Source organism: Micromonospora sp. WMMD712, from assembly GCF_029581295.1.
In the GTDB taxonomy this organism is placed as follows: Bacteria; Actinomycetota; Actinomycetes; order Mycobacteriales; family Micromonosporaceae; genus Micromonospora; species Micromonospora carbonacea.
The window spans coordinates 2,262,945-2,283,083 of record NZ_CP120743.1; the positions used below are offsets into that span (position 1 = coordinate 2,262,945).

General features: G+C 75.7%; 14 protein-coding genes. 8 read left to right on the top strand and 6 right to left on the bottom strand.

The features are described from left to right. Positions 1 to 20: 20 nt before the first annotated feature. Together O7633_RS09360 and O7633_RS09365 are read left to right on the top strand one after the other, a co-directional pair. On the top strand, positions 21 to 1,604 hold the full coding sequence (locus tag O7633_RS09360; RefSeq protein WP_282327365.1) for an MFS transporter: 1,584 nt from the start codon (positions 21 to 23) through the stop codon (positions 1,602 to 1,604). Then, positions 1,576 to 2,586, top strand: a complete 1,011-nt coding sequence (locus O7633_RS09365) for an LLM class flavin-dependent oxidoreductase (protein ID WP_282327367.1) — start codon at positions 1,576 to 1,578, stop codon at positions 2,584 to 2,586. Before O7633_RS09360 ends, O7633_RS09365 begins: the two co-directional genes overlap by 29 nt. Before the next feature lie 223 nt (positions 2,587 to 2,809). On the opposite strand, the gene O7633_RS09370 is transcribed toward O7633_RS09365, so the two are convergent. After that, positions 2,810 to 5,092, bottom strand: coding sequence for a cellulose binding domain-containing protein (locus O7633_RS09370; protein WP_282327368.1), 2,283 nt, complete (start codon positions 5,090 to 5,092; stop codon positions 2,810 to 2,812). Between the two features lie 223 nt (positions 5,093 to 5,315). On the opposite strand from O7633_RS09370, the gene O7633_RS09375 reads away from it, so the two are divergent. Continuing rightward, entirely contained in the window at positions 5,316 to 6,734 is a 1,419-nt protein-coding gene (locus O7633_RS09375) for a pyridoxal-dependent decarboxylase (protein ID WP_282327370.1), read from the top strand. 4 nt (positions 6,735 to 6,738) lie between these two features. Here the strand turns inward: O7633_RS09375 and O7633_RS09380 are convergent, their stop codons facing one another. Together O7633_RS09380 and O7633_RS09385 are read right to left on the bottom strand one after the other, a co-directional pair. Beyond that, positions 6,739 to 7,887: a sulfite exporter TauE/SafE family protein gene (locus O7633_RS09380; RefSeq protein WP_282327372.1), complete on the bottom strand. Its 1,149-nt coding sequence runs from the start codon at positions 7,885 to 7,887 to the stop codon at positions 6,739 to 6,741. A 121-nt stretch (positions 7,888 to 8,008) separates the two neighbouring features. Next, on the bottom strand, positions 8,009 to 8,479 hold the full coding sequence (locus tag O7633_RS09385; RefSeq protein ID WP_074474387.1) for an Rrf2 family transcriptional regulator: 471 nt from the start codon (positions 8,477 to 8,479) through the stop codon (positions 8,009 to 8,011). 233 nt (positions 8,480 to 8,712) lie between these two features. On the opposite strand from O7633_RS09385, the gene O7633_RS09390 reads away from it, so the two are divergent. After that, entirely contained in the window at positions 8,713 to 10,080 is a 1,368-nt protein-coding gene (locus tag O7633_RS09390) for a serine/threonine-protein kinase (RefSeq protein ID WP_282327373.1), read from the top strand. Next, a complete protein-coding gene (locus O7633_RS09395; RefSeq protein WP_282327376.1) occupies positions 10,077 to 11,864 on the top strand; it encodes an extracellular solute-binding protein in 1,788 nt (595 codons plus the stop codon). The genes O7633_RS09390 and O7633_RS09395 overlap by 4 nt, the downstream gene beginning before the upstream one ends. Before the next feature lie 27 nt (positions 11,865 to 11,891). On the opposite strand, the gene O7633_RS09400 is transcribed toward O7633_RS09395, so the two are convergent. The 3 genes from O7633_RS09400 to O7633_RS09410 all read right to left on the bottom strand — a co-directional run bounded on the left by O7633_RS09400 (position 11,892) and on the right by O7633_RS09410 (position 14,865). Further along, positions 11,892 to 12,776 (bottom strand): acyl-CoA thioesterase II, encoded by an 885-nt coding sequence (locus O7633_RS09400; protein WP_074474390.1) that lies wholly within the window; start codon positions 12,774 to 12,776, stop codon positions 11,892 to 11,894. Continuing rightward, the gene (pyk, locus tag O7633_RS09405; protein ID WP_074474391.1) at positions 12,773 to 14,221 is read right to left on the bottom strand and encodes a pyruvate kinase; all 1,449 of its coding nucleotides are present in this window, start codon (positions 14,219 to 14,221) and stop codon (positions 12,773 to 12,775) included. Before pyk ends, O7633_RS09400 begins: the two co-directional genes overlap by 4 nt. A 287-nt stretch (positions 14,222 to 14,508) precedes the next feature. Continuing rightward, a complete protein-coding gene (locus O7633_RS09410) occupies positions 14,509 to 14,865 on the bottom strand; it encodes a YciI family protein (protein ID WP_221487087.1) in 357 nt (118 codons plus the stop codon). A gap of 175 nt (positions 14,866 to 15,040) precedes the next feature. Between O7633_RS09410 and O7633_RS09415 the strand changes: the two genes are divergently transcribed. The 3 genes from O7633_RS09415 (at position 15,041) to O7633_RS09425 (ending at position 20,101) form a co-directional block, all read left to right on the top strand. After that, positions 15,041 to 17,515, top strand: coding sequence for a GAF domain-containing SpoIIE family protein phosphatase (locus O7633_RS09415; protein WP_282327378.1), 2,475 nt, complete (start codon positions 15,041 to 15,043; stop codon positions 17,513 to 17,515). A gap of 42 nt (positions 17,516 to 17,557) precedes the next feature. Then, entirely contained in the window at positions 17,558 to 19,162 is a 1,605-nt protein-coding gene (locus tag O7633_RS09420) for a GMC family oxidoreductase N-terminal domain-containing protein (RefSeq protein WP_278128075.1), read from the top strand. A 66-nt stretch (positions 19,163 to 19,228) separates the two neighbouring features. After that, positions 19,229 to 20,101 (top strand): aldo/keto reductase, encoded by an 873-nt coding sequence (locus tag O7633_RS09425; RefSeq protein WP_282327383.1) that lies wholly within the window; start codon positions 19,229 to 19,231, stop codon positions 20,099 to 20,101. Positions 20,102 to 20,139 lie beyond the last annotated feature (38 nt).

Sequence of the window (20,139 nt, forward strand, 5' to 3'; positions counted from 1 at the left end):
GGAGAGACGCGGGTGTCGGCATGCGCAGATGGTTTCCCCTGACGGCGGTCTGCCTGGGCACGTTCATGCTGCTGGTCGACGTGACGGTGGTGACGGTCGCGCTGCCGGACATGGTGCGGGACCTCGACGCGTCGTTCGGCGCGGTGCAGTGGGTCGTCGACGCGTACGCGCTGGCCCTGGCGGCGCTGGTGCTGGGGGCGGGCGCGGTGGCCGACCGGGTCGGACACCGGGTGACGTACCTGGCGGGGGTGGTGGTGTTCGCGTCGTCGTCGCTGGCGTGCGGGCTCGCGCCCGGCGCGGGGGCGCTGGTCGCGGCGCGGGCGGCGCAGGGCCTCGGCGCGGCGGCGATGTTCGCGACGACGTTCGCGCTGCTCGACGGGGCGTACGCGGGTCGGGACCGGGGCACCGCCTACGGGGTGTGGGGCGCGGTGTCGGGGGCGTCGGCGGCGGTGGGTCCGGTGCTGGGTGGGCTGCTCACCGAGGGCGTGTCGTGGCACTGGATCTTCTTCGTGAACCTGCCGGTCAGCGCGGTCGCGCTCGGGCTGGGCGCGCGGACGCTGCCGGCGGGCCGCCCGGCGGCGGGTGGGCGGGTGGACGTCGGCGGGGTGGTCGTGTTCGCCGTGGCGGCGGGCTGCGCGACGTACGCGCTGATCCGCGCGGCCGGGGCGGGCTGGTCGGACGCCGTGGTGTGGGTGTCGGCGGGCGCGGCGGCGGTGCTGCTGGCGGGGTTCGCCGTGGTGGAGCGGCGGGTCCGGCAGCCCCTGTTCGACCTGGCGCTGCTGCGGGACCGGGCGTTCGTGGCGGTGCTGCTGGCGGGGCTGCTGCTGACGTTCGCGGCGTTCGCGCCGCTGGCGTACTCGATGATCTGGTTGCAGTCGGTGCTGGGGTTGGGGCCGGTCGGCGCGGGGCTGACCGGGCTGCCGATGTCGGTGGTGGCGTTCGTGGTGTCGGCGGTGTCGGGGCGGGCGCTGCACGGCCGGCGGCCGGGCCTGGTGATCGGCGGGGGGCTGCTGTGCGTGGGGGTGGGCAGCGCGGTGACGGCGGTGCTGGCGCGGGGGGCGGCGGGCTGGCCGGTGCTGGTGCCGGGTGGGGCGGTGATCGGCGTGGGGGTGGGGCTGGCGACGCCGGCGCTGGGCGCGGTGGCGATGTCGCTGGTGCCGGCGGCGCGGGGTGGGATAGCGGCCGGCGCGGTGAACACCTGCCGGCAGCTCGGGTTCGCCTTCGGCATCGCCGCGCTGGGCAGTGTCTTCGCGGCGGGGGCGCGCGGCGTCCTGCAGGCGCGGGGGGTCGCCGACGCGACGGGGGTCGCCCACGCCGTCGCCGGCGGGCGGGCCCCGGGCCTGCTGGGGTCGGTGCCGCCGGAGGGGCGGGAGCTGCTGGCGGGGGCGACGCGGGCGGCGGCGGTGGGCGGGGTGCGGGCGAGCTTCGCGGTGGCGGCCGGGGTGGGCATCGGGGCGGGCCTGCTCGTGCTCGGGCTGCTGCGGGGCGGGGCGGGCGGGCGGCTCCCGGACGGCGGGGCGGACAGTGGCGGGGCGGACGGGAACAATCCGGGTGCCGCCGGGGTTGGTTCCAGCCGTGATCGACGTACCTCTGTCAGTCCTTGACGTCGCCCCGGTCGCCGCCGGCTCCACGGCCGGCGAGGCCCTGCGGCACACCACCGAGCTGGCCCGGCGGGCCGAGGAGCTGGGCTACCGGCGGTTCTGGGTGGCCGAGCACCACAACATGCCGGCGATCGCGAGTTCGGCGCCGGCGGTGCTGATCGCGCACCTGGCCGCGCACACGAGCACGATCCGGCTGGGCTCGGGCGGGGTGATGCTGCCCAACCACGCGCCGCTGGTGGTGGCCGAGCAGTTCGGCACGCTGGAGGCGCTGCACCCGGGCCGGATCGACCTGGGCATCGGCCGGGCGCCGGGGACCGACCAGGTGACGGCGCTGGCGTTGCGCCGGACGATGGAGGGGCTGTCGGCCGAGGGGTTCCCCCGGGAGCTGGCCGACCTGATGGGCTACTTCACCGGCGAGCACGCGGGCCCGATCGTGGCGACGCCGGGGCGGGGCGAGCAGCCGCAGGTGTGGCTGCTGGGCTCCAGCGGGTTCAGCGCGCAGCTCGCGGGGCTGCTGGGGCTGCCGTTCTCGTTCGCGCACCACTTCAGCGCGCAGCACACGCTGCCGGCGTTGGCGCTGTACCGGCAGCACTTCCGGCCGTCGCGGTGGCTGTCGCAGCCGTACGCGATGGTGGCGGTGAACACGATCTGCGCGGAGACCGACGAGCGGGCGCAGTGGCTGGCGGGGCCGTCGGCGCTGGCGTTCCTGAAGCTGCGTTCGGGGCGGCCGCAGCCGTTGGCGTCGCCGGAGGAGGCGGCGGCGTACCCGTACACGGCGGCGGAGCGGGAGTTCGTGGTGCAGCGGCGGGAGGGGCAGGCGACGGGCTCGCCGGAGACGGTGGGCCGGCAGTTGACGGAGTTGCTGGCGCGGACCGGCGCGGACGAGTTGATGCTGACGTCGATGGTGTACGACGGGGCGGACCGGGTGCGCTCGTTCGAGCTGGTCGCCGAGAAGGTGGCGGGCGGGTTGCGCCGGCAGGGGTGAGCCCGGTGGACCGGTAGGGGTGGACCCGGTTGGAAACGCCCGAAACACGATCTTCATACCGGCGTCACCGGTGCGTTGCGGTCGCCGCGTAACTTTGGTTCCGGTGGTGGTACGGCACTCCCCGGTCGGGACGGGTCGGGGGTGCTGCGGTGTGGTGCACCGGGCCGGAGCTGTGCGGATTCCGCGGCTGCGGCCCGGTGCCTGCCACCTTACCTAAGCGCGGTCAGCGCAGGTAGATGTTGGGCGTGGGCGGGTTGCCCATGCCGTCTCCGATGAAGAATCCCGGGTGCGGCGGCTGGTTGTAGGCCGTGTTCTGCCAGGCGATCGCGGCGCGGTACTGCGGGTCGTGCATGAGGGTGTAGATCCGGGTGCCGGTCTGGGTCGGGGTGCTGTAGATGCGCAGGGCGCGGCTGTCGCCGGTGCGCCAGATCACCTCTTCCCGCCAGTCGCCGAGGATGTCGCCGGAGAGCGCCGGGGTGGCCTTGGTGCCGTTGTTGGCGGCGACGTCGCTGCCGGTGAGCAGCCGGGTCTCGCCGGAGGTGCCGTACTTGTCGATCTTCGTGGCGTCGAGGAGCTCGCGGACCGGGTCGCCGTCCCACCAGGCGAGGAAGTTCGTCGACGACGGCTTGCGGCCGACGTTCTGGCCCCGGGTGTTGGCCAGGTAGCTCACCGCCGCCGACCAGGACTCGGCGCCGGGGCTGCCGGCCCAGATGTCGCCGGAGACGCCGCGGCCGTTGTCGCCGGACGCGGGGGTGGACCAGATGACCTGGCCGGTGCGGGCGTCGGCGAAGTAGGAGCTGGGCTTGCTGCCGTCCTCGTCGACCTTGAAGACCTCCAGGCCGGAGCGGCTCGGGTCGAGGTCGCCGACGTGCAGGGCGTCGCCGTGGCCGTTGTTGGTGGAGTACAGCAGGCGGCCGTTGTCGTCGATGGTGGCGGCCCCGTAGACGATCTCCTGCCGGCCGTCGGCGTCGACGTCGGCGACGGACAGGTTGTGGTTGCCCTGGCCGGCGGCGGCGGAGTTGCCGGAGGAGTTGGAGTCGAACGTCCACCGCTTGGTGAGGGCGCCGTTGCGGAAGTCCCAGGCGGCGACGACGGCGCGGGTGTAGTAGCCCCGGGCCATGACCAGCGAGGGACGCTGGCCGTCGAGGTACGCGGTGGCGGCGAGGAACCGGTCGACGCGGTTGCCGTAGCTGTCGCCCCAGGAGGAGACGGTGCCGCGCGGCGGGTCGTAGTTGACGGTGGACACCGCGGCGCCGGTGCGGCCGTCGAACATGGTGAGGAACTCGGGGCCGGACAGGACGTAGCCGCTGGAGTTGCGGTAGTCGGCCGACGACGAGCCGATGACCTGGCCGGTGCCGGAGCGGGTGCCGTCGGCGGTCTTCATGGCCACCTCGGCGTCGCCGTCGCCGTCGTAGTCGTACACCTGGAACTGGGTGTAGTGGGCGCCGGCGCGGATGTTGCGGCCGAGGTCGATGCGCCACAGCCGGGTGCCGGTAAGGGTGTACGCGTCGACGTAGACGTTGCCGGTGTAGCCGGACTGCGAGTTGTCCTTGCTGTTGGACGGGTCCCACTTGAGGACGATCTCGTAGTCGCCGTCGCCGTCGAGGTCGCCGACGCTGGCGTCGTTGGCCGAGTAGGTGTAGGCCTCCCCGGCGGGGGTGGTGCCGCCCGGCGGGACCTGCAACGGCACGTCGAGGTAGCCGCCCGCGAACTGGAGCGCGGGCGCGGACGCCGCCTGCTCCGCGCCGCCGACGACGGCCCGCACGGTGTACGCGGAGCCGGCCGCCGCCCCGGCGTCGAGGTAGTTGGTGGCGCCGGTGATCGGGCTGGCGTTGACCTTGGTGGAGCCGCGGTAGAGGTTGAACGACACCCCGGAGGTCTCGGTGCCCAGCAGCCGCCAGGAGACGAGGTTGCCGCTGCCGGAGCGGACGCTGATCAGCCCTCGGTCGAGGTCCTCCAGCTGCTTGGCCCCGGCGGGCGGGTCGGTGGGGGGCGGGGTCGTCGGCGGCGGGGTGGTGGGGGGCGGCGTCGTCGGCGGCGGGGTCGTCGGCGGGGCGGTCGTCGGGGGCGTGGTGGTGGGGGCGGTGCCGCCGGTGCAGGTGGTGCCGTTGAGGGCGAAGCTCGCCGGCACGGGGTTGCTGCTGTCGTTCCAGGAGGCGTTGAAGCCGAAGTTCGCGGCACCGTTGGTGCCGAGCGCGGCGTTGTAGCCGGCGTCGCGGGCGGTGACCTGCGCGCCGGACTGGGTGACGGTGGCGTTCCACGCCTGGGTGACCTGCTGGCCGGCGGTGTAGGACCAGGTGAGGGCCCAGCCGTTGATCGGGTCGCCGAGGTTGGTGACGGTGACGTCGGCGCCGAAGCCGCCGCCCCACTGGCTGCTGATCTTGTAGTCGACGCGGCAGCCGGCGGCGGCGGCCGAGGCGGCCACGGTGCCGAGCGCGCCGGCGGCGAGGGTGGTGGCCGCGACGGCGGCGGCCAGGAGGGTGCGGCGGGATGCGGTCAGGTGCACGGGGATGCCTCCGGGGGAGGTCGGGCGGGCACGGCGACGCGTCGGCCCCGGCAGCCTGCCCTTGGCCGCCGGGTCGCGTCCGCCGCGCTGGCGGCGGTGATCGGACATCGCATCGACGTCCATGGTTCGGCTCGCGCCTCTGGGATGCTAGGACACCGCTTTCCCCGCCGCAACAACGTCCCGGTCCCTTGCGTCCGCCCGGCCGAGTTGGTCGACTCGTCGGATGGCTGAGCACATGGACCCCGAGGAGTTCCGCCGCGCCGGGCACGCGGTGGTCGACTGGATCGCGGACTACTGGGCCACCCTCGGGCAGCGCCCGGTGACCTCGCAGGACCCGCCCGGCGCGGTGGCCGCCGCGCTGCCGGCCGGGCCGACCGCGCACGGCGAGCCGGTCTCCGCGCTGCTGGCCGACCTGGACGCGCTGGTCGCGCCCCGGCTGACCCACTGGCAGCATCCGGGCTTCTTCGGCTACTTCCCCGCCAACACCTCCGGCCCCAGCGTCCTGGGCGACCTGGTCAGCTCGGGGCTGGGGGTGCAGGGCATGCTCTGGGCCTCCGCGCCGGCCTGCACCGAGCTGGAGACGGTGCTGCTGGACTGGCTGGCGGGGCTGCTCGGCCTGCCCGAGCGGTTCCGCTCCACCGGTCCCGGCGGCGGGGTGATCCAGGACTCGGCGTCCTCGGCGACGCTGGTGGCCACCCTCGCCGCGCTGCACCGGGCCAGCGGGGGCCGCTGGCGGGAGGTGGGGGTCGACCGCCGCTACCGGGCGTACACGTCCACGGAGGGGCACTCGTCGATCGAGAAGGCGGCCCGCATCGCCGGGCTGGGCAGCGACGGGGTGCGGGTCGTCGCCGTCGACCCCGGGACCCTCGCCATGGACCCCGACGCGCTGCGGACGGCGATCCGGGCCGACCTCGCGGCCGGCGACGTGCCCGCGATCGTGGTGGCCACGATCGGCACCACCTCCACCACCGCCGTCGACCCCGTGCCGCAGATCGGCGCGATCTGCGCGGAGTACGGCGTCTGGCTGCACGTCGACGCCGCGTACGCGGGCGCGGCGGCGGTCTGCCCGGAGCTGCGCTGGTCGCACGCCGGTCTGGAGCACGCCGACTCGTACTGCTTCGACCCGCACAAGTGGCTGCTCACCGGCTTCGACTGCGACGCGTTCTGGGTGGCCGACTCGGCGGAGCTGGTGGCGGCGCTGACGGTGCTGCCGGAGTTCCTGCGCAACGCGGCGAGCGACTCCGGGGCGGTCGTCGACTACCGAGACTGGCAGGTGCCGCTGGGCCGGCGGTTCCGCGCCCTGAAACTGTGGTTCGTGCTGCGCTGGTACGGGGTGGAGGGGCTACGGGCGCACGTGCGCTCGCACGTGGCGCTCGCCGACCGGTTCGCCGCCCGGGTCCGCGCCGACGACCGGTTCGTCCTCGCCACGCCGCACCCGTTCTCGCTGGTCTGCTTCCGGCTCGCCGCCGGCGACGAGGCGAGCGCCGGGCTGCTGGAGAAGGTCAACGCCACCGGCCGGGTGTTCCTCACCCACACCCGGGTCGCCGGCCGGTTCACCCTGCGCCTGGCGATCGGCTCGCCGCTGACCACGCAGGCCCACGTGGACGACGCCTGGGAGCTGATCGCCTCGGCGGCGGGGTGAGCCGTCAGCCGGCCACCGGGGCGGCGGCGGGCTGGTCGGTGGTCGGCTGAGCCGGCTGGGCCGGTGCCGGCGGGACCGGCTGGGTCGGGATCGACTGGACCGGCTGGGTCGGGATCGACTGGACCGGCTGGGTCGGGATCGACTGGGCCGGGGCCGGAGCCGGGGCCAGCGGGGCCGGGGTCGACTGGTCGGCGACGGGCTGCTCAGCGACGGCCTGGTCGGCCACGGGCTGCGCCAGGGGGTGCTGGTCGGCGGCGGGCTGGTCGGCGAGGGCCGCCGCGACCGTGGCGCGGGCCCGGCGGGTGCGGCGCAGCGCACGGACGGCCAGCACGACGGCGGCGACCCAGCCGGCGGCCAGCAACGCGTAGACCGTCCACTGGACGCCGCCGGGCAGCTCGCCGGCCCGCACCAGGGTGCGGGCGTTGGTCAGCACGATGACGCCGCCGATGACCGCGCCGAGGAGCTGGGCGGGGACGATCCGCACCAGCCAGGCGGCGATCGGGGCGGCGATGAGGCCGCCGATGAGCAGGGCGGCGACGGTCGGCAGCAGGAAGCCCTCGGTGCCGAGGCCGATCAGGAAGCCGGCGCTGGCCGCGCCCGCGACGACGAACTCGGAGGTGTCGACCGAGCCGATGACCTTGCGGGGCTCCATCCGGCCGGAGACCAGCAGCGCCGGGGTGGCGACCGGGCCCCACCCGCCGCCGCCGGTCGCGTCGACGAAGCCGGCGACCAGGCCGAGCGGGCCGAGGAAGCGGGCGCGCAGCGGCCCGGCGGCGCGGCTGGCGCGCAGCGGCCGGGAGAAGCGCACCAGCAGGTACGCGCCGAGGGTGAACAGGATCGCGGCCATCCAGGGCGCCGCGGCCTCGGTGGAGATCGAGCTGAGGAAGGTGGCACCGGCGAACGCGCCCACCGCGCCGGGCAGCGCGATGCGGGCGACCACCCGCCAGTCGACGTTGCCGAACCGCCAGTGGGCCACCCCGGCGGCGAGCGTGGTGCCGATCTCGGCCAGGTGCACCGACGCCGACGCCGCGGCCGGGGCGACCCCGGCCACCAGCAGCAGGGTCGACGAGGTCAACCCGTACGCCATGCCCAGCGAACCGTCGACCAGCTGCGCGACGAGCCCGACGAGGGCGAGGACCAACAGCTTGCGCACGAGCGCCCCCTGACTTTTCGGCATCTCCTATCGACTTGGTCGACAATGCGGCACGAGACGGCCTCGGGTCAAGTCCCTATCGGTTAAATGTCGGGACGCTTGCGACGGGTGGGGTCGCGGGTCAGCTCCAGGCGCCCGGGTCGGCCGCCAGCTCGCTGACCCGCTCGGGCAGGGTGCCGTTGGCCACGTCGGCGACGGTGACCAGCTCGAGGATCTGCCGCTCGCTGGCCCGCAGGGCGATCCACACGTCCTGCAAAGCGCGGGCCGCCCCCCGGTAGCCGAGCTGCTCCGGGCGCTGCCCGCGCACGTGCGCCAGCGGCCCGTCGATCACCCGGATCACCTCGGCGAGCGAGATCTCGGCGGCGGGCCGGGCCAGCCAGTAGCCGCCCTCGGGGCCGCGCTGGGCGTGCACGACGCCGCCCCGGCGCAGCTGCAACAGGATGCTCTCCAGGAACTTCGGCGGGATCTCCTGGGACTTGGCGATCTGCTCGGCGGTCACCGGGCGGGACCGCACGGCGCCCCCGCCGTCGGCGACCGCCGCCAGCTCGGCGGCCGCGCGGAGGGCGTAGTCGACCCGGGCGGAGAGACGCATGCCGGTCAGGTTAGCCGCCCGCCCGCCCGGCCGGGCTGCCGCCCCTCATCCGAACGGGGGAACCGGGGCCGCCAGGGCGTCCCACGCGCCGTCCCAGGGGGCGGACCGCCGGCCCACCGGCCCGCTCCGACGGTGGCGCGGGCGTGGCACCATACCCGTGTCGACGGATCGACGCCGACCGCCCGGACGCCACGCGGTCGGGACCGCCAGCGGCGATGGGGGCAGCCACAGCGATGCCGGAGACCACTCCGCTCGGTCCACGGGATCCGGGCCGGGCCGGGCCCTACGAGCTGCTCGGCAGGCTGGGCTCGGGCGGGCAGGGCGTGGTCTACCTGGGCCGCGACCGGCAGGGCCGGCTGGTCGCCGTCAAGATGCTCGACCTCTCCGCGCCGCCCGACCCGCGCGCCCGGGCCCGGTTCGCCAAGGAGATCGACGCCGCCCGCCGGGTCGCGCCGTTCTGCACCGCGCAGATCCTCTTCGCCGACGTCGACGACGACCCGCCCTACGTGGTGAGCGAGTACATCGAGGGCCCGACCCTGCACCGGCACGTCCAGGAGCGGGGCCCGCTCGCCGGCAACGTCCTGCACCGGCTGGCCGTGGGCACCGCCACCGCGCTCGCCGCGATCCACCAGGCCGGCGTGGTGCACTGCGACCTCAAGCCGGACAACGTGGTCCTCGGCGCGGACGGCCCCCGGGTGATCGACTTCGGCATCGCCCGGGCGCTCGACGTCACCGCCACGGTGACCGGCCGGATCATGGGCACCGCCGCGTACCTGGCGCCGGAGCGGTTCCGCGACGACGGGGTGGGCCCCGCCAGCGACGTGTTCGCCTGGGCGGCCACCATCGCGTACGCCGCGACGGGCCGCCCGCCGTTCGGCACCGGGGCGGTCGCGGCGGTGCTGCACCGGGTGCTGCACGATCCGCCGGACCTGGCCGGCTTCTCCGGCCCGCTGGCGGAGCTGGTCGCCGAGTGCCTGGCCAAGGACCACCGGGCCCGGCCGCCGGCCGACCAGGTCCTGCTGCGGCTGCTGGGGCACGGTGGCGCGCCGGTGCCGCTCCGGGCGGCCCTGCAACAGGGCACCGACGCGGCGGCCACCCAGCCGGTCCCCCGCCAGCCGACGCCGCCCGCCCCGGCGGCCTGGCAACCGCCGCCGACGGCGGCGTGGCAGCCGGCCCAGCAGCCGGACGGCCCGGCGGCGTACGAGCCGACGGCGTACGAGCCGACGGCGTACGAGCCGACGGCGTACGAGCCGACGGCATATGGGCAGACGACACACGAGCCGACGGCTGCGGCGTACGGGCCGGCGGTGGCGTACGGTGCGCGGCCCGAGCGCTGGGCGCGGCGGCTGCGCCGGGAGTCCACCGACGCGTGGGGCGTCTCCACGGCGATCTTCCTCGGCGCGGTCGGCGGCGCCGTGGCATACGTCGCGTCCACCGCCGTGGGCACCGCCGCCGCCGTCGGGGCGGTGACCTTCGTCGTGGTCTACGGCGTGCGCCTGCTCGTCGCCACGGCGCTGCCGCCGGCCGCCGCCCCGCCCGGGGAGGGCGGCGGCGCGCCGCCGCAACCCCCGTCCGACCCGTACCCCTGGAGGAGCCCTTGACCGCCGGCCAGCGTTCCGCCCGGCCGTGGCTGCCGTACTCGGTGGCCGTCGTCGCCGGCCTCGCGGTCATCGCCGCGGCGTACGTGATCGTGCGGCCCGCAACCGGCCCGGACCGCTCCGGGTGCGTGGCGCTGGAGGTCAACTCCTCGACGGAGAAGGCCGACCTCGTCTCCCAGCTCGCCGCCCGGTACAACGCCGCCGACCGGCGCTTCGCCGGGCGCTGCGCCGAGGTGACCGTGCACGGGCTCAACTCGGGCAAGGCGATGGAGGCCCTGGCGGCCGGGAACTGGTCCGGCCGGCAGCCGGGCGTCCCGGCCCCGCAGGTGTGGCTGCCGACGTCGTCGCTGTGGACGGGCCGGCTGCGGCTGCTCGACGAGCAGGCGGGCCGGGCGGCGCAGACCCCCGGCCGGTACCCGTCGATCGCCAACAGCCCGCTGGTCATCGCGATGCCGCTGGAGAAGGGCGAGCTGGTGCGCCAGCGCGGCAAGCTCGGCTGGGCGGACGTCCTCGGGCTCTCCGGCGACGCCGGCTGGGCGGCCTTCGGGCGGCCCGAGTGGGGCCGGTTCACCTTCGGCAAGGACAACCCGAACCTGTCCACGTCGGGGCTGGCGGCCACCATCGCCACCTACTACGCGGCCGTGCGGCGTTCCAGCGACCTGACGAAGGCCGACCTGGCGAAGCCCGCGGTGACCCAGTTCGTGCGCCGGATCGAGGCGAACGTGTCGCACTACAGCGACGACTCGGTGGACCTGCTGCGCGACCTCGCCGAGGCGGACCTGGCCGGGGCGGGCCTGGGCGCGGCCGGCGACGCGCGGGCCCGGGACATGAGCGCGGTCGTGGTGCAGGAGGAGCTGGTCTACCAGTACAACGAGGGGCAGCTCAGCCCCACCCCGGGGCAGAAGCCGCGGGTGCCGCTGGTGGCGGTGCACCCCAGCGAGGGCACGTTCAACCTCGACCACCCGTACGTCGTGCTGCCCTCGGCGGACGCGGCGCAGCAGGCGGCGGCCCAGGACTTCCTGGCCTTCCTCCAGGACGACCCGCAGCAGCGCAGCTTCGCCGACCTCGGCTTCCGCGACCACGAGCGGCGGGCGTCGGACGCGCTGACCGCCGCCGTCCGGGGCGGCGCGGACGGGCAACTGACCTACTTCGACCCGCCGGCGCCCGAGGTGGTCGACGCGATCCTGCGCGGCTGGGGCACGCTGCGCAAGAAGGCGAACATCCTGCTCGCCGTGGACACCTCCGGCTCGATGAACGCCAAGGTGGGCAGCCGCACCCGGTTCCAGGTGGCCACCACCGCCGTCGACCGGGGCGTCGGCCTGCTCAACTCCGCCGACCGGGTGGCGCTGTGGTCGTTCTCGTCGGAGACGCCGCAGCGGCCGGGGAAGCCGTACAGCGAGGAGGTCCGGCTGGGCCCGTACGACCGGGCCGCGTTCGCGCGCCGGCTCACCGGGCTGCGGGTGGGCGGCAACACCGCGTTGTACGCGACGGTCCGCGCCGCGCACCGCCGGCTGCTCGCCGACTACGACCCGGACCGGATCAACGCGGTGGTGGTGCTCACCGACGGCAAGAACGAGTACCCGAAGGACAACGACCTCGACCGGCTGCTCGCCGACATCGAGCTGGACCCGGACCGGCCGGTGAAGGTCTTCTGCGTGGCGTTCGACCGGGAGTCGGACCTGGCCGCGCTGGACCGGATCGCCGGGGCCAGCGCCGGCAAGGCGTTCGACGCCACCGACCCGGCGACGATCGACGAGGCGTTCGTGAAGCTGGTCAGCAGCTTCTGACCAGCCGCGCCGCGGGCGGGGGCCGCCTCAGCCGCCGACGCGGCGCAGCAGGCCCTCCTGCACGGCGCTGGCGATGTGCCGGCCGTCGGTGGTGAACATCCGGCCGGTGGCCAGCCCCCGGGCGCCGGAGGCCGACGGGCTCCAGCAGTCGTAGAGGAACCACTCGTCGGCCCGGAACGGCCGGTGGAACCACAGGGCGTGGTCGAGGCTCGCGCCGACCACGCCGCCGGGGCCCCAGACCTCGCCGTGCACCGACAGCACCGAGTCCAGCAGGGTCAGGTCGGAGGCGTACGTCAGGGCGCAGGCGTGCAGCAGCGGGTCGTCGGGGAGCTTGCCGTCGATGCGCATCCACACCCGCTGGTGGGGGTCGGCGGGGCGGTCGCCGGGGCGGACCCAGCCGGGCTCGCCGACGTAGCGCACGTCGATCGGGCGGGGGATCTGCCCCCAGATGCCGAGCCGCTCGGGGTAGCGGGCGAGACGGTCGCTCATGGTGGGCACGTCGTCGGGGGCCGGCACGTCGGGCGGGGTGGGGGCGTGGTGGTCGAGCCCCTCCTCCTCGTGCCGCTGGAACGACGCCGACATGAAGAAGATCGGCTTGTCGTGCTGGAGCGCCACCGACCGGCGCACGGAGAACGACCGGCCGTCGCGGACGTTCTCCACCTGGTAGGTGATCGGTTCGGCCGGGTCGCCGGGGCGGACGAAGTAGCCGTGCAGGGAGTGGACGAACCGTTCGGGGGCGACCGTGCGGCCGGCGGCGACCAGGGCCTGACCGGCGACCTGACCCCCGTACACCCGTTGCGGGCCGACCGGGGGACTCATCCCCCGGAAGGCCATCGCGCCGGTGTGTTCGAGGTCGAGGACCTCCAGCAGCTGGTCGACGGCCGCCTGGCCGACGGTCGCCCCGTCGGTCACTGCAACGCCCGCGCGGACGCCGCGTCGACCAGCGAGCCGAGCTGGTGCACCCGCAGGGTGTTGGTGGAGCCGGGGGTGCCGGGCGGGCTGCCGGCGACGATGACCACGTAGTCGCCGGGGTTGGCCCGGTCGAGGCCGAGCAGCGCCTGGTCGACCTGGCGGAACATGTCGTCGGTGTGCTCGACGAACGGCATCAGGAACGTCTCGACGCCCCAGCAGAGGGCGAGCTGGCTGCGCACCTCGGGCACCGGGGTGAACGCCCACAGCGGCAGGTCGCAGTGCAGCCGGCTGAGCCGCTTGACGGTGTCGCCGGTCTGCGAGAAGGCGACGAGGGCCTTCGCGCCGATGGCCCGGGCGATCGAGGACGCGGCGACGGTGAGCGCCCCGCCGTGGGTGCGCGGGTCGTGCTGGAGGCGGGGCACCCCGATCGAGCCGGCCTCGGTCGTCGTGATGATCTTGGCCATGGTGCTGACCGTGAGCACCGGGTACTTACCGACGCTGGTCTCGCCGGAGAGCATGACCGCGTCCGCGCCGTCGAGCACCGCGTTGGCCACGTCGGACGCCTCGGCGCGGGTCGGCCGCGAATTCTCGATCATGGAGTCGAGCATCTGGGTGGCCACGATGACCGGCTTGGCGTTCTCCCGGCACAGCTGCACGGCGCGCTTCTGCACCAGGGGGACCTGGTCCAGCGGCAGCTCGACGCCGAGGTCGCCGCGGGCGACCATGACGCCGTCGAAGGCCAGGACGATCGCCTCCAGGTGGTCGACCGCCTCCGGCTTCTCGACCTTGGCCAGCACCGGGCGGCGGACGCCCTCCTCGTCCATGATGTTGTGGACGAGCTTGATGTCCTCCGCCGAGCGGACGAAGGACAGGGCGATCATGTCGACGCCCAGGCCGAGGGCGAAGCGCAGGTCCTCGGCGTCCTTGTCCGACAGGGCCGGGACGCTGACCGCCACGTTCGGCAGCGAGACGCCCTTGTTGTTGGAGACCGGGCCGCCCTCGGTGACCAGGCAGCGGATGTCGTTGCCGACGACCTCGCTGACCTCGACGGCCACCCGACCGTCGTCGATGAGCAGCCGGTCGCCGGCCTTCACCTCCTGCGGCAGCTTGCGGTAGGTGCAGGAGACCCGCTCCTTCGTGCCGAGGACCTCGTCCCCGGTGATCACGACCGAGTCGCCGGTGCGCCACTCGTGCGGGCCGTCGGCGAACCGGCCGAGCCGGATCTTCGGGCCCTGGAGGTCGGCGAGCACGGCCACCGGCCGGCCGGCGGCGTCGGCGGCCTCGCGGACGAGTCGGTAGACCGCCTCGTGGTCCGCGTGGCTGCCGTGGCTGAAGTTGAGTCTCGCCACGTTCATGCCCGCGTCGACGAGCCCCCGGATGCGCTCCGGTGACGAGGTGGCGGGGCCAAGGGTGCAGACGATCTTCGCGCGGCGTGTCACGCCCATCAGGCTAGTCTCTCCTCCGGGTCGGTCTGCGGGCCGACCCCTTTCGGACTTCGGAACAGGATCCGACGACGCGTCTCGCCCCGGGCAGGGAAATCGGGCGAAACCGCACCGGAGGCATCGTCCGGAGTCGTCGTGTGTCGGCGGGCATCGGCGACCGCGCGCCGGGAATCCTACCGCCCGGTGTCACCTCCCATGGGCGCGCTCCCCGCCGCCGGGGCCGACGCTAGCAGCGCACGGCCGGTGACCGCCGTCACGATCACGACAGCGGCCCCCGGCGGGCCGGGCGGTCAGCTCTGCATGCGGGCGAGCGGGAACTCCACCGACCCGGCCGGGCAGAGGAACGTCATCACGTCGACCGCGTAGAGCCCCGCCTGCACCGCAGGGTCGGCCTCCATCACGCTGCGCACGTCGTCCACGGAGCCGGTGCGGGCCAGGCCGAAGCCGATCGGCGGGTCGGGCTCGCGCCCGGGGCCGTCGATCGAGCCGGCGACCAGGACGATCCCCCGCCGCTGCAACGCGCGCATGTGCTCGGTGTGCTCGGCCTGCAACCGCTGGACCGTCTCGTCGGGCAGGGCCCGCCCGGACGGGCCCGGGTAGAGCACGATGCACTCGTAGGTGTCGAGCGCGAAGTCGACCTGCGGCATCCCGGTCACGGCGTCCCCCTGCCCCGCTGCCGGCCCGCGCCCCGCCCGCGGACCCGCCCCGACCCAGCCTCGCACGCGCCGCCCCGCCGCCGGGGCCGCTCGGCGCAACTGCCGGGCGGCAGCCGCCGGATCGCCCCGGGGTGACGGGCCGGGCCCGCTGGTACGGTCCGAGGGGATGGCAACGGTGCCGGGGGCAGCGAGCGGAGGCCGCGGGGGGACGACGTCCCCGCCCGCCGGGCCGCCGCCGGACGACGCGCAGCGGGCGGACGACGCGCAGCGGGCCGACGATGCCCCGGGCCCGCCCGTGCGTCGCCGCCGGCAGCCGGCCCAGCGACGGGCGGACGACGCGCACTGGCGGGCCGTCTTCGCCGCCGCCGGCGAGACGGGCGTCCGCGTCGCCCGCCATGACTGGGCGGCCACCCCGCTGGGCCCCGTGCACGCCTGGCCACAGAGCCTGCGCACCGCCGTGGCCAGTTGCCTGCGCTCCCCCGTTCCCGTCCTGCTGTGCTGGGGCGGGGAGCTGGTGGTGCTGCACAACGACGCGTGCCTGCCCCTGCTGGGCGACGCCGGGCCCACGGCGCTCGGCCGACCGGGCGCCGAGGTCTGGCCGGGCTGCTGGGACGTGCTCGGCCCCGTGCTGCGCGACGTCCTGGCGGGGGCGACCGTCACCCGCCCGGCGCGGTGGTCGCCGCCGGGCGGCGACGGCCCCGCCGGCGGGCGGCGGCTCACCTTCGCCCACAGCCCGGTCATCGACGAGTCGGGCACGCCCGGCGGGGTCCTCACGGCGGTCACCGTGAGCCCGCACGCCCCGGACGCGCCGGCCACGGCGGGCCCCTCCCGCGCCGCCGACGCGCCGGCCACCGCGGAGCCACCGGCCGGCGGGGGCATGCCCGGCGTCGGCGGCCGGCCGGTGCCGTCGCCCCGGCCCGCCGGCTCCGCGCCGCGGGCCGACGCCCCGGCGGCCCGGGAGGTCGACGACCGCAGGCGCACGCTGCGTCAGGCGGAGGCGTTCGCCCGGCTCGCGGGCGCGCTGAGCTTCGCCCGGGGCCGGGCGGGGATCGTGGACGTGGTGTGCCGCACCGCCCCGGCGCTGCTCGGGGCCGGCGCGCTGCGCGTGGCGACGGCCGACCCGGGCGCGGTCGTGCTGGAGGTGGCCGGCGACGGCGGGCCCGGCCGGCTGGACCTGGCCGCCGACGACCCGCTGGCCCGCGCGGTACGCCACAACGCGCCGGTCGCCGTCGCCGCCACGAGGGACGGGGACGGCGGGACCGCCCTCCCGCTGCGCTACGCCGACGGCGGCGCGCTCGGCGCGGTGGACGTGCGCTGGGCGCACCCGGTGGCCGCCGACGAGGAGCCGCGCACCCTGCTGGACGCGGTCGCCGGGCTGGTCAGCCAGGCGTTGCAGCGGGCCGAGCTGACCGGCTCGGCGCAGTTGATGGCGGACTTCGCCGCGCGGCTCAGCGCCACCCGTTCCACCACGGAGGCGATCGGGGTCGTCCTCGCCGGCGCGCCCGCCGTGCTCGGGGCGCGGCTGCCGGGGCTGGCGGTGCCCGGCCAGGGGCGGCGGCTGCGGCTGTGGGCGGGCGAGGACGTGCCGGCGGGGCTGCTTGCCGCGTACGACGAGATGACGGTCGACGACCCCCGTCCGCTGGCCACCGCGCTGCGCACCGGGGAGCGGGTGGTGATCCACGACCGGGCCGAGTTCGCCGACCGGTTCCCGGAGGGGACCGACACGGCGGGGGCACACGGCATGGTGACCACGGTCGCGCTGCCGCTGTTCGACGCCCAGCGCCGGCCGATCGCCGCGCTCGGGTTCGGCTGGCCCCGGCGACGCCCGCTGCGCGAGAGCGACCTGGCCCTGCTGGACACCGTCGCCGACCTGTGCGAACAGACCCTGGAGCGGACCCGGCTGGCCGCCGCCGAGCACGACCTGGTGACCCGGCTGGCCGGGCGGCTGCGCACCTCGGCGCGGACCGCGCCGCCCACCCTGGACGTCGCCACCCGCTACCGGCCTGCGGTCAGCGGCATGCACCTCGGCGGCGACTGGTTCGACCTGATCCGGCTCGACGGCGACCGGCTGGCCGTGGTCGTCGGCGACGTGGTCGGCCACCAGGTCGAGGCCGCCGCCGACATGGCGCAGCTGCGCACCATCGTGAACACGCTGATCCGGCTCGGGGTGCCGCTGGGCGAGGTCTTCCCCCGGCTGACCGACCTGATCGGCGCGGGGTTCCTCGGCACCTGCGTGGCGATGGTCGTCGACCCGGCCGCGGGCGAGGCGGCGGTGGCCCGGGGCGGCCATCCGCACCCGGTGCTCGCGCGTTCCGGCGGGACGCCGACGCCGATCGAGACGGCCGCCTCGCTGCCGCTGGGCATGGTGCGGGAGCCGGTGGCCGTGACGACGGTGCCGTTCCGGCCCGGTGACCTGCTGGTGGCGTACACCGACGGGCTGGTGGAGCGGCGCGGGCGGACGTACGACGCGGGGCTCGCGGAGCTGTGCGGCGTGGTCGACACGGTCCGCGACGCCCCGGTGGAGGCGGTCGCCGACGCGCTGCTGGGCAGGCTGGCCGGAGCCGAGGACGACCAGGCGCTGGTGGTGCTGCGGCACGTCGACCCGGCCGCCCGTTCCCCCACGCCCTTTCCCCCACAGTGATCAAGCCACTACCTTCTGAGGGATTCTCGTAACCGGTGGTGAGTGAGGGATCGCGTGGAGGAGTTCGACTACGTCGTGGTGGGCGCGGGCGCGGCCGGGTGCGTGCTGGCCAACCGGCTCAGCGCGGACCCGGCGACCCGGGTGCTGCTGGTCGAGGCCGGCGGGTGGGACCGCAGCCCGTTCGTGCGCATCCCGAAGGCGTTCAGCCGGCTGATGGACGACCGGCGCACCGCCTGGCACTACCCGGCCGAGGCGGCGCCGGGGCGGCGGGAGGTGTGGCAGCGCGGCCGGCTGGTCGGCGGGTCCAGCTCCCTCAACGGCATGGTCTACGGCCGGGGCGACCGCCTCGACTGGGACGGCCTGGAACGCCTCGGCAACCCCGGCTGGGGGTGGGACACCATGCTGCCGGTCTTCACCCGGCTGGAGGACCATCCGCTGGGCGCGTCGCCCGCGCGCGGGGCCGGCGGGCCGCTGCGGCTGTCGACGGCGACCGGCACCGACGGGCTCTGCGAGGACGTGATCGCCGCCGGTCAGGCGCTCGGCTGGCGTCGGTCCGACGACCTCAACGCCACCGAGGACGAGCGGATCGGGTACGTCACGGCGACCATCCGCGACGGCCGCCGGGTCAGCGCCGCCGACGCGTTCCTGCACCCGGTGCGGGACCGGCCGAACCTGACCGTCGCGGTGGGCACGGCCGTGCGGCGGATCCTGGTGCACGGCGGCCGGGCGATCGGCGTACGGGCCGGCAGCGGCGGCCGCACCGTCGACTACGCGGCCTCGGCGGAGGTGATCCTCGCCGCCGGGGCGATCGCCAGCCCGCAGCTGTTGCAGGTGTCGGGCATCGGGCCCGCCGACACGCTGCGCCGGGCCGGCGTCGACGTGCTGCTCGACCGCCCCCGGGTGGGCCTCGGCCTGCGCGAGCACCGGTCGGCGCCGGTGCAGTTCCGGCTGGTCGGCGACGGCGGCTACAACCACATGCTGGGCAGCCTGCTCGGGCAGGGCCTGGCCACGCTGCGCTACGCGCTGACCCGGCGGGGCCCGCTGAGCCTGCCGGTGCACGACGTGGGGGCGCACATCCGGTCCGCCCCGGACGTCGACCACCCGGACGCCCAGTTGCTGGTCGCGCCGTTCTCGGCGGCCCCGCCCCGGCCGGGTCACGCGCTGGAGCTGGAGACGGAGGCGGGGATGATGGGGCTGTGCACGGTCACCCGGCCCGACAGCGAGGGCAGCCTGGCCATCTCCTCGGCCGACCCGGGCACGCCGCCGCGGATCGTGGCCAACTACTTCGCCACCGGGCACGACCGGCGGGTCCTGGTGGACGCGTTCCGCCGGATGCGGGAGCTGTTCGCCACCGCGCCGGTCGCCGGGCGGATCGCCGCCGAGACGGTGCCCGGCCCGGCCGTGCGCGGCGACCGGGAGATCGTCGAGGCGGCGCTGGCGCTGGGCTACTGCGGCTACCACGCCGTCGGCACCTGCGGCATGGGCCCCTCCGACGAGCACGTCGTCGACGCCCGGCTGCGGGTACGCGGCGTCGACGCGCTGCGGGTGGTGGACGCCTCGGTGCTGCCGGTGCTGGTGTCCGGGTACCTCAACGCGCCGGTGATGGCGCTGGCCTGGCGGGCGGCCGACCTGATCCTGGCCGACTGACTCCGGGCGGGCCGGGTACGGGAGCACAATCGACCGGACGACACGCACAGGATTGGGGTTCGACTCATGGGTGACGACGCTGGCAGGCAGCCCGCGAAGGCCTCCGGCACCTACCGGATCGGCGGCGACCTCCAGGTCGACCGGCTCGGCTACGGGGCGATGCAGCTCACCGGGCCGGGCGTGTGGGGCGACCCGCGGGACCCGGAGGAGGCGGTGCGGGTGCTGCGCCGGGCGTACGAGCTGGGGGTGACGTTCATCGACACCGCCGACTCGTACGGGCCGTTCGTCTCCGAGCTGCTGATCCGGCAGGCGTTGCACCCGTACGCCGACGACCTGGTCATCGCCACCAAGGCCGGGCTGACCCGCTCCGGGCCCGGCGACTGGCGGCCGGTGGGCCGGCCGGAGTACCTGCGCCAGCAGTGCGAGCTGAGCCTGCGCCACCTGGGCCTGGAGGCCATCGGCCTCTACCAGCTGCACCGCATCGACGCGAAGGTGCCGCTGGCCGACCAGCTCGGCGAGCTGGCGCTGCTGAAGCAGGAGGGCAAGATCCGGCACATCGGGCTGTCCGAGGTGACCGTCGCGCAGATCGAGCAGGCCCGCCGGATCACGCCGATCGTGTCGGTGCAGAACCTCTACAACCTGGCCGACCGCAGCGCCGAGGACGTGCTCGACCACTGCGAGCGCAACGACCTGGCGTTCATCCCGTGGTTCCCGATCGCCACCGGCAACCTGGCGAAGCCGGGCGGCCCGCTGGACGCGATCTCCACCGACCACGGCGCGACGCCCGCGCAGCTCGCGCTCGCCTGGCTGTTGCGGCGCTCGCCGGTCGTGCTCCCCATCCCGGGCACGTCGTCGGTGGCGCACCTGGAGGAGAACGTGGCCGCCGCCCAGGTGCAGCTCACCGACGACGAGTACGCGGCCCTCGCGAAGGCGGCCTGAACCGGCGCGCGGGGCCCGAGGGCGCCCGTGGGCCAGAG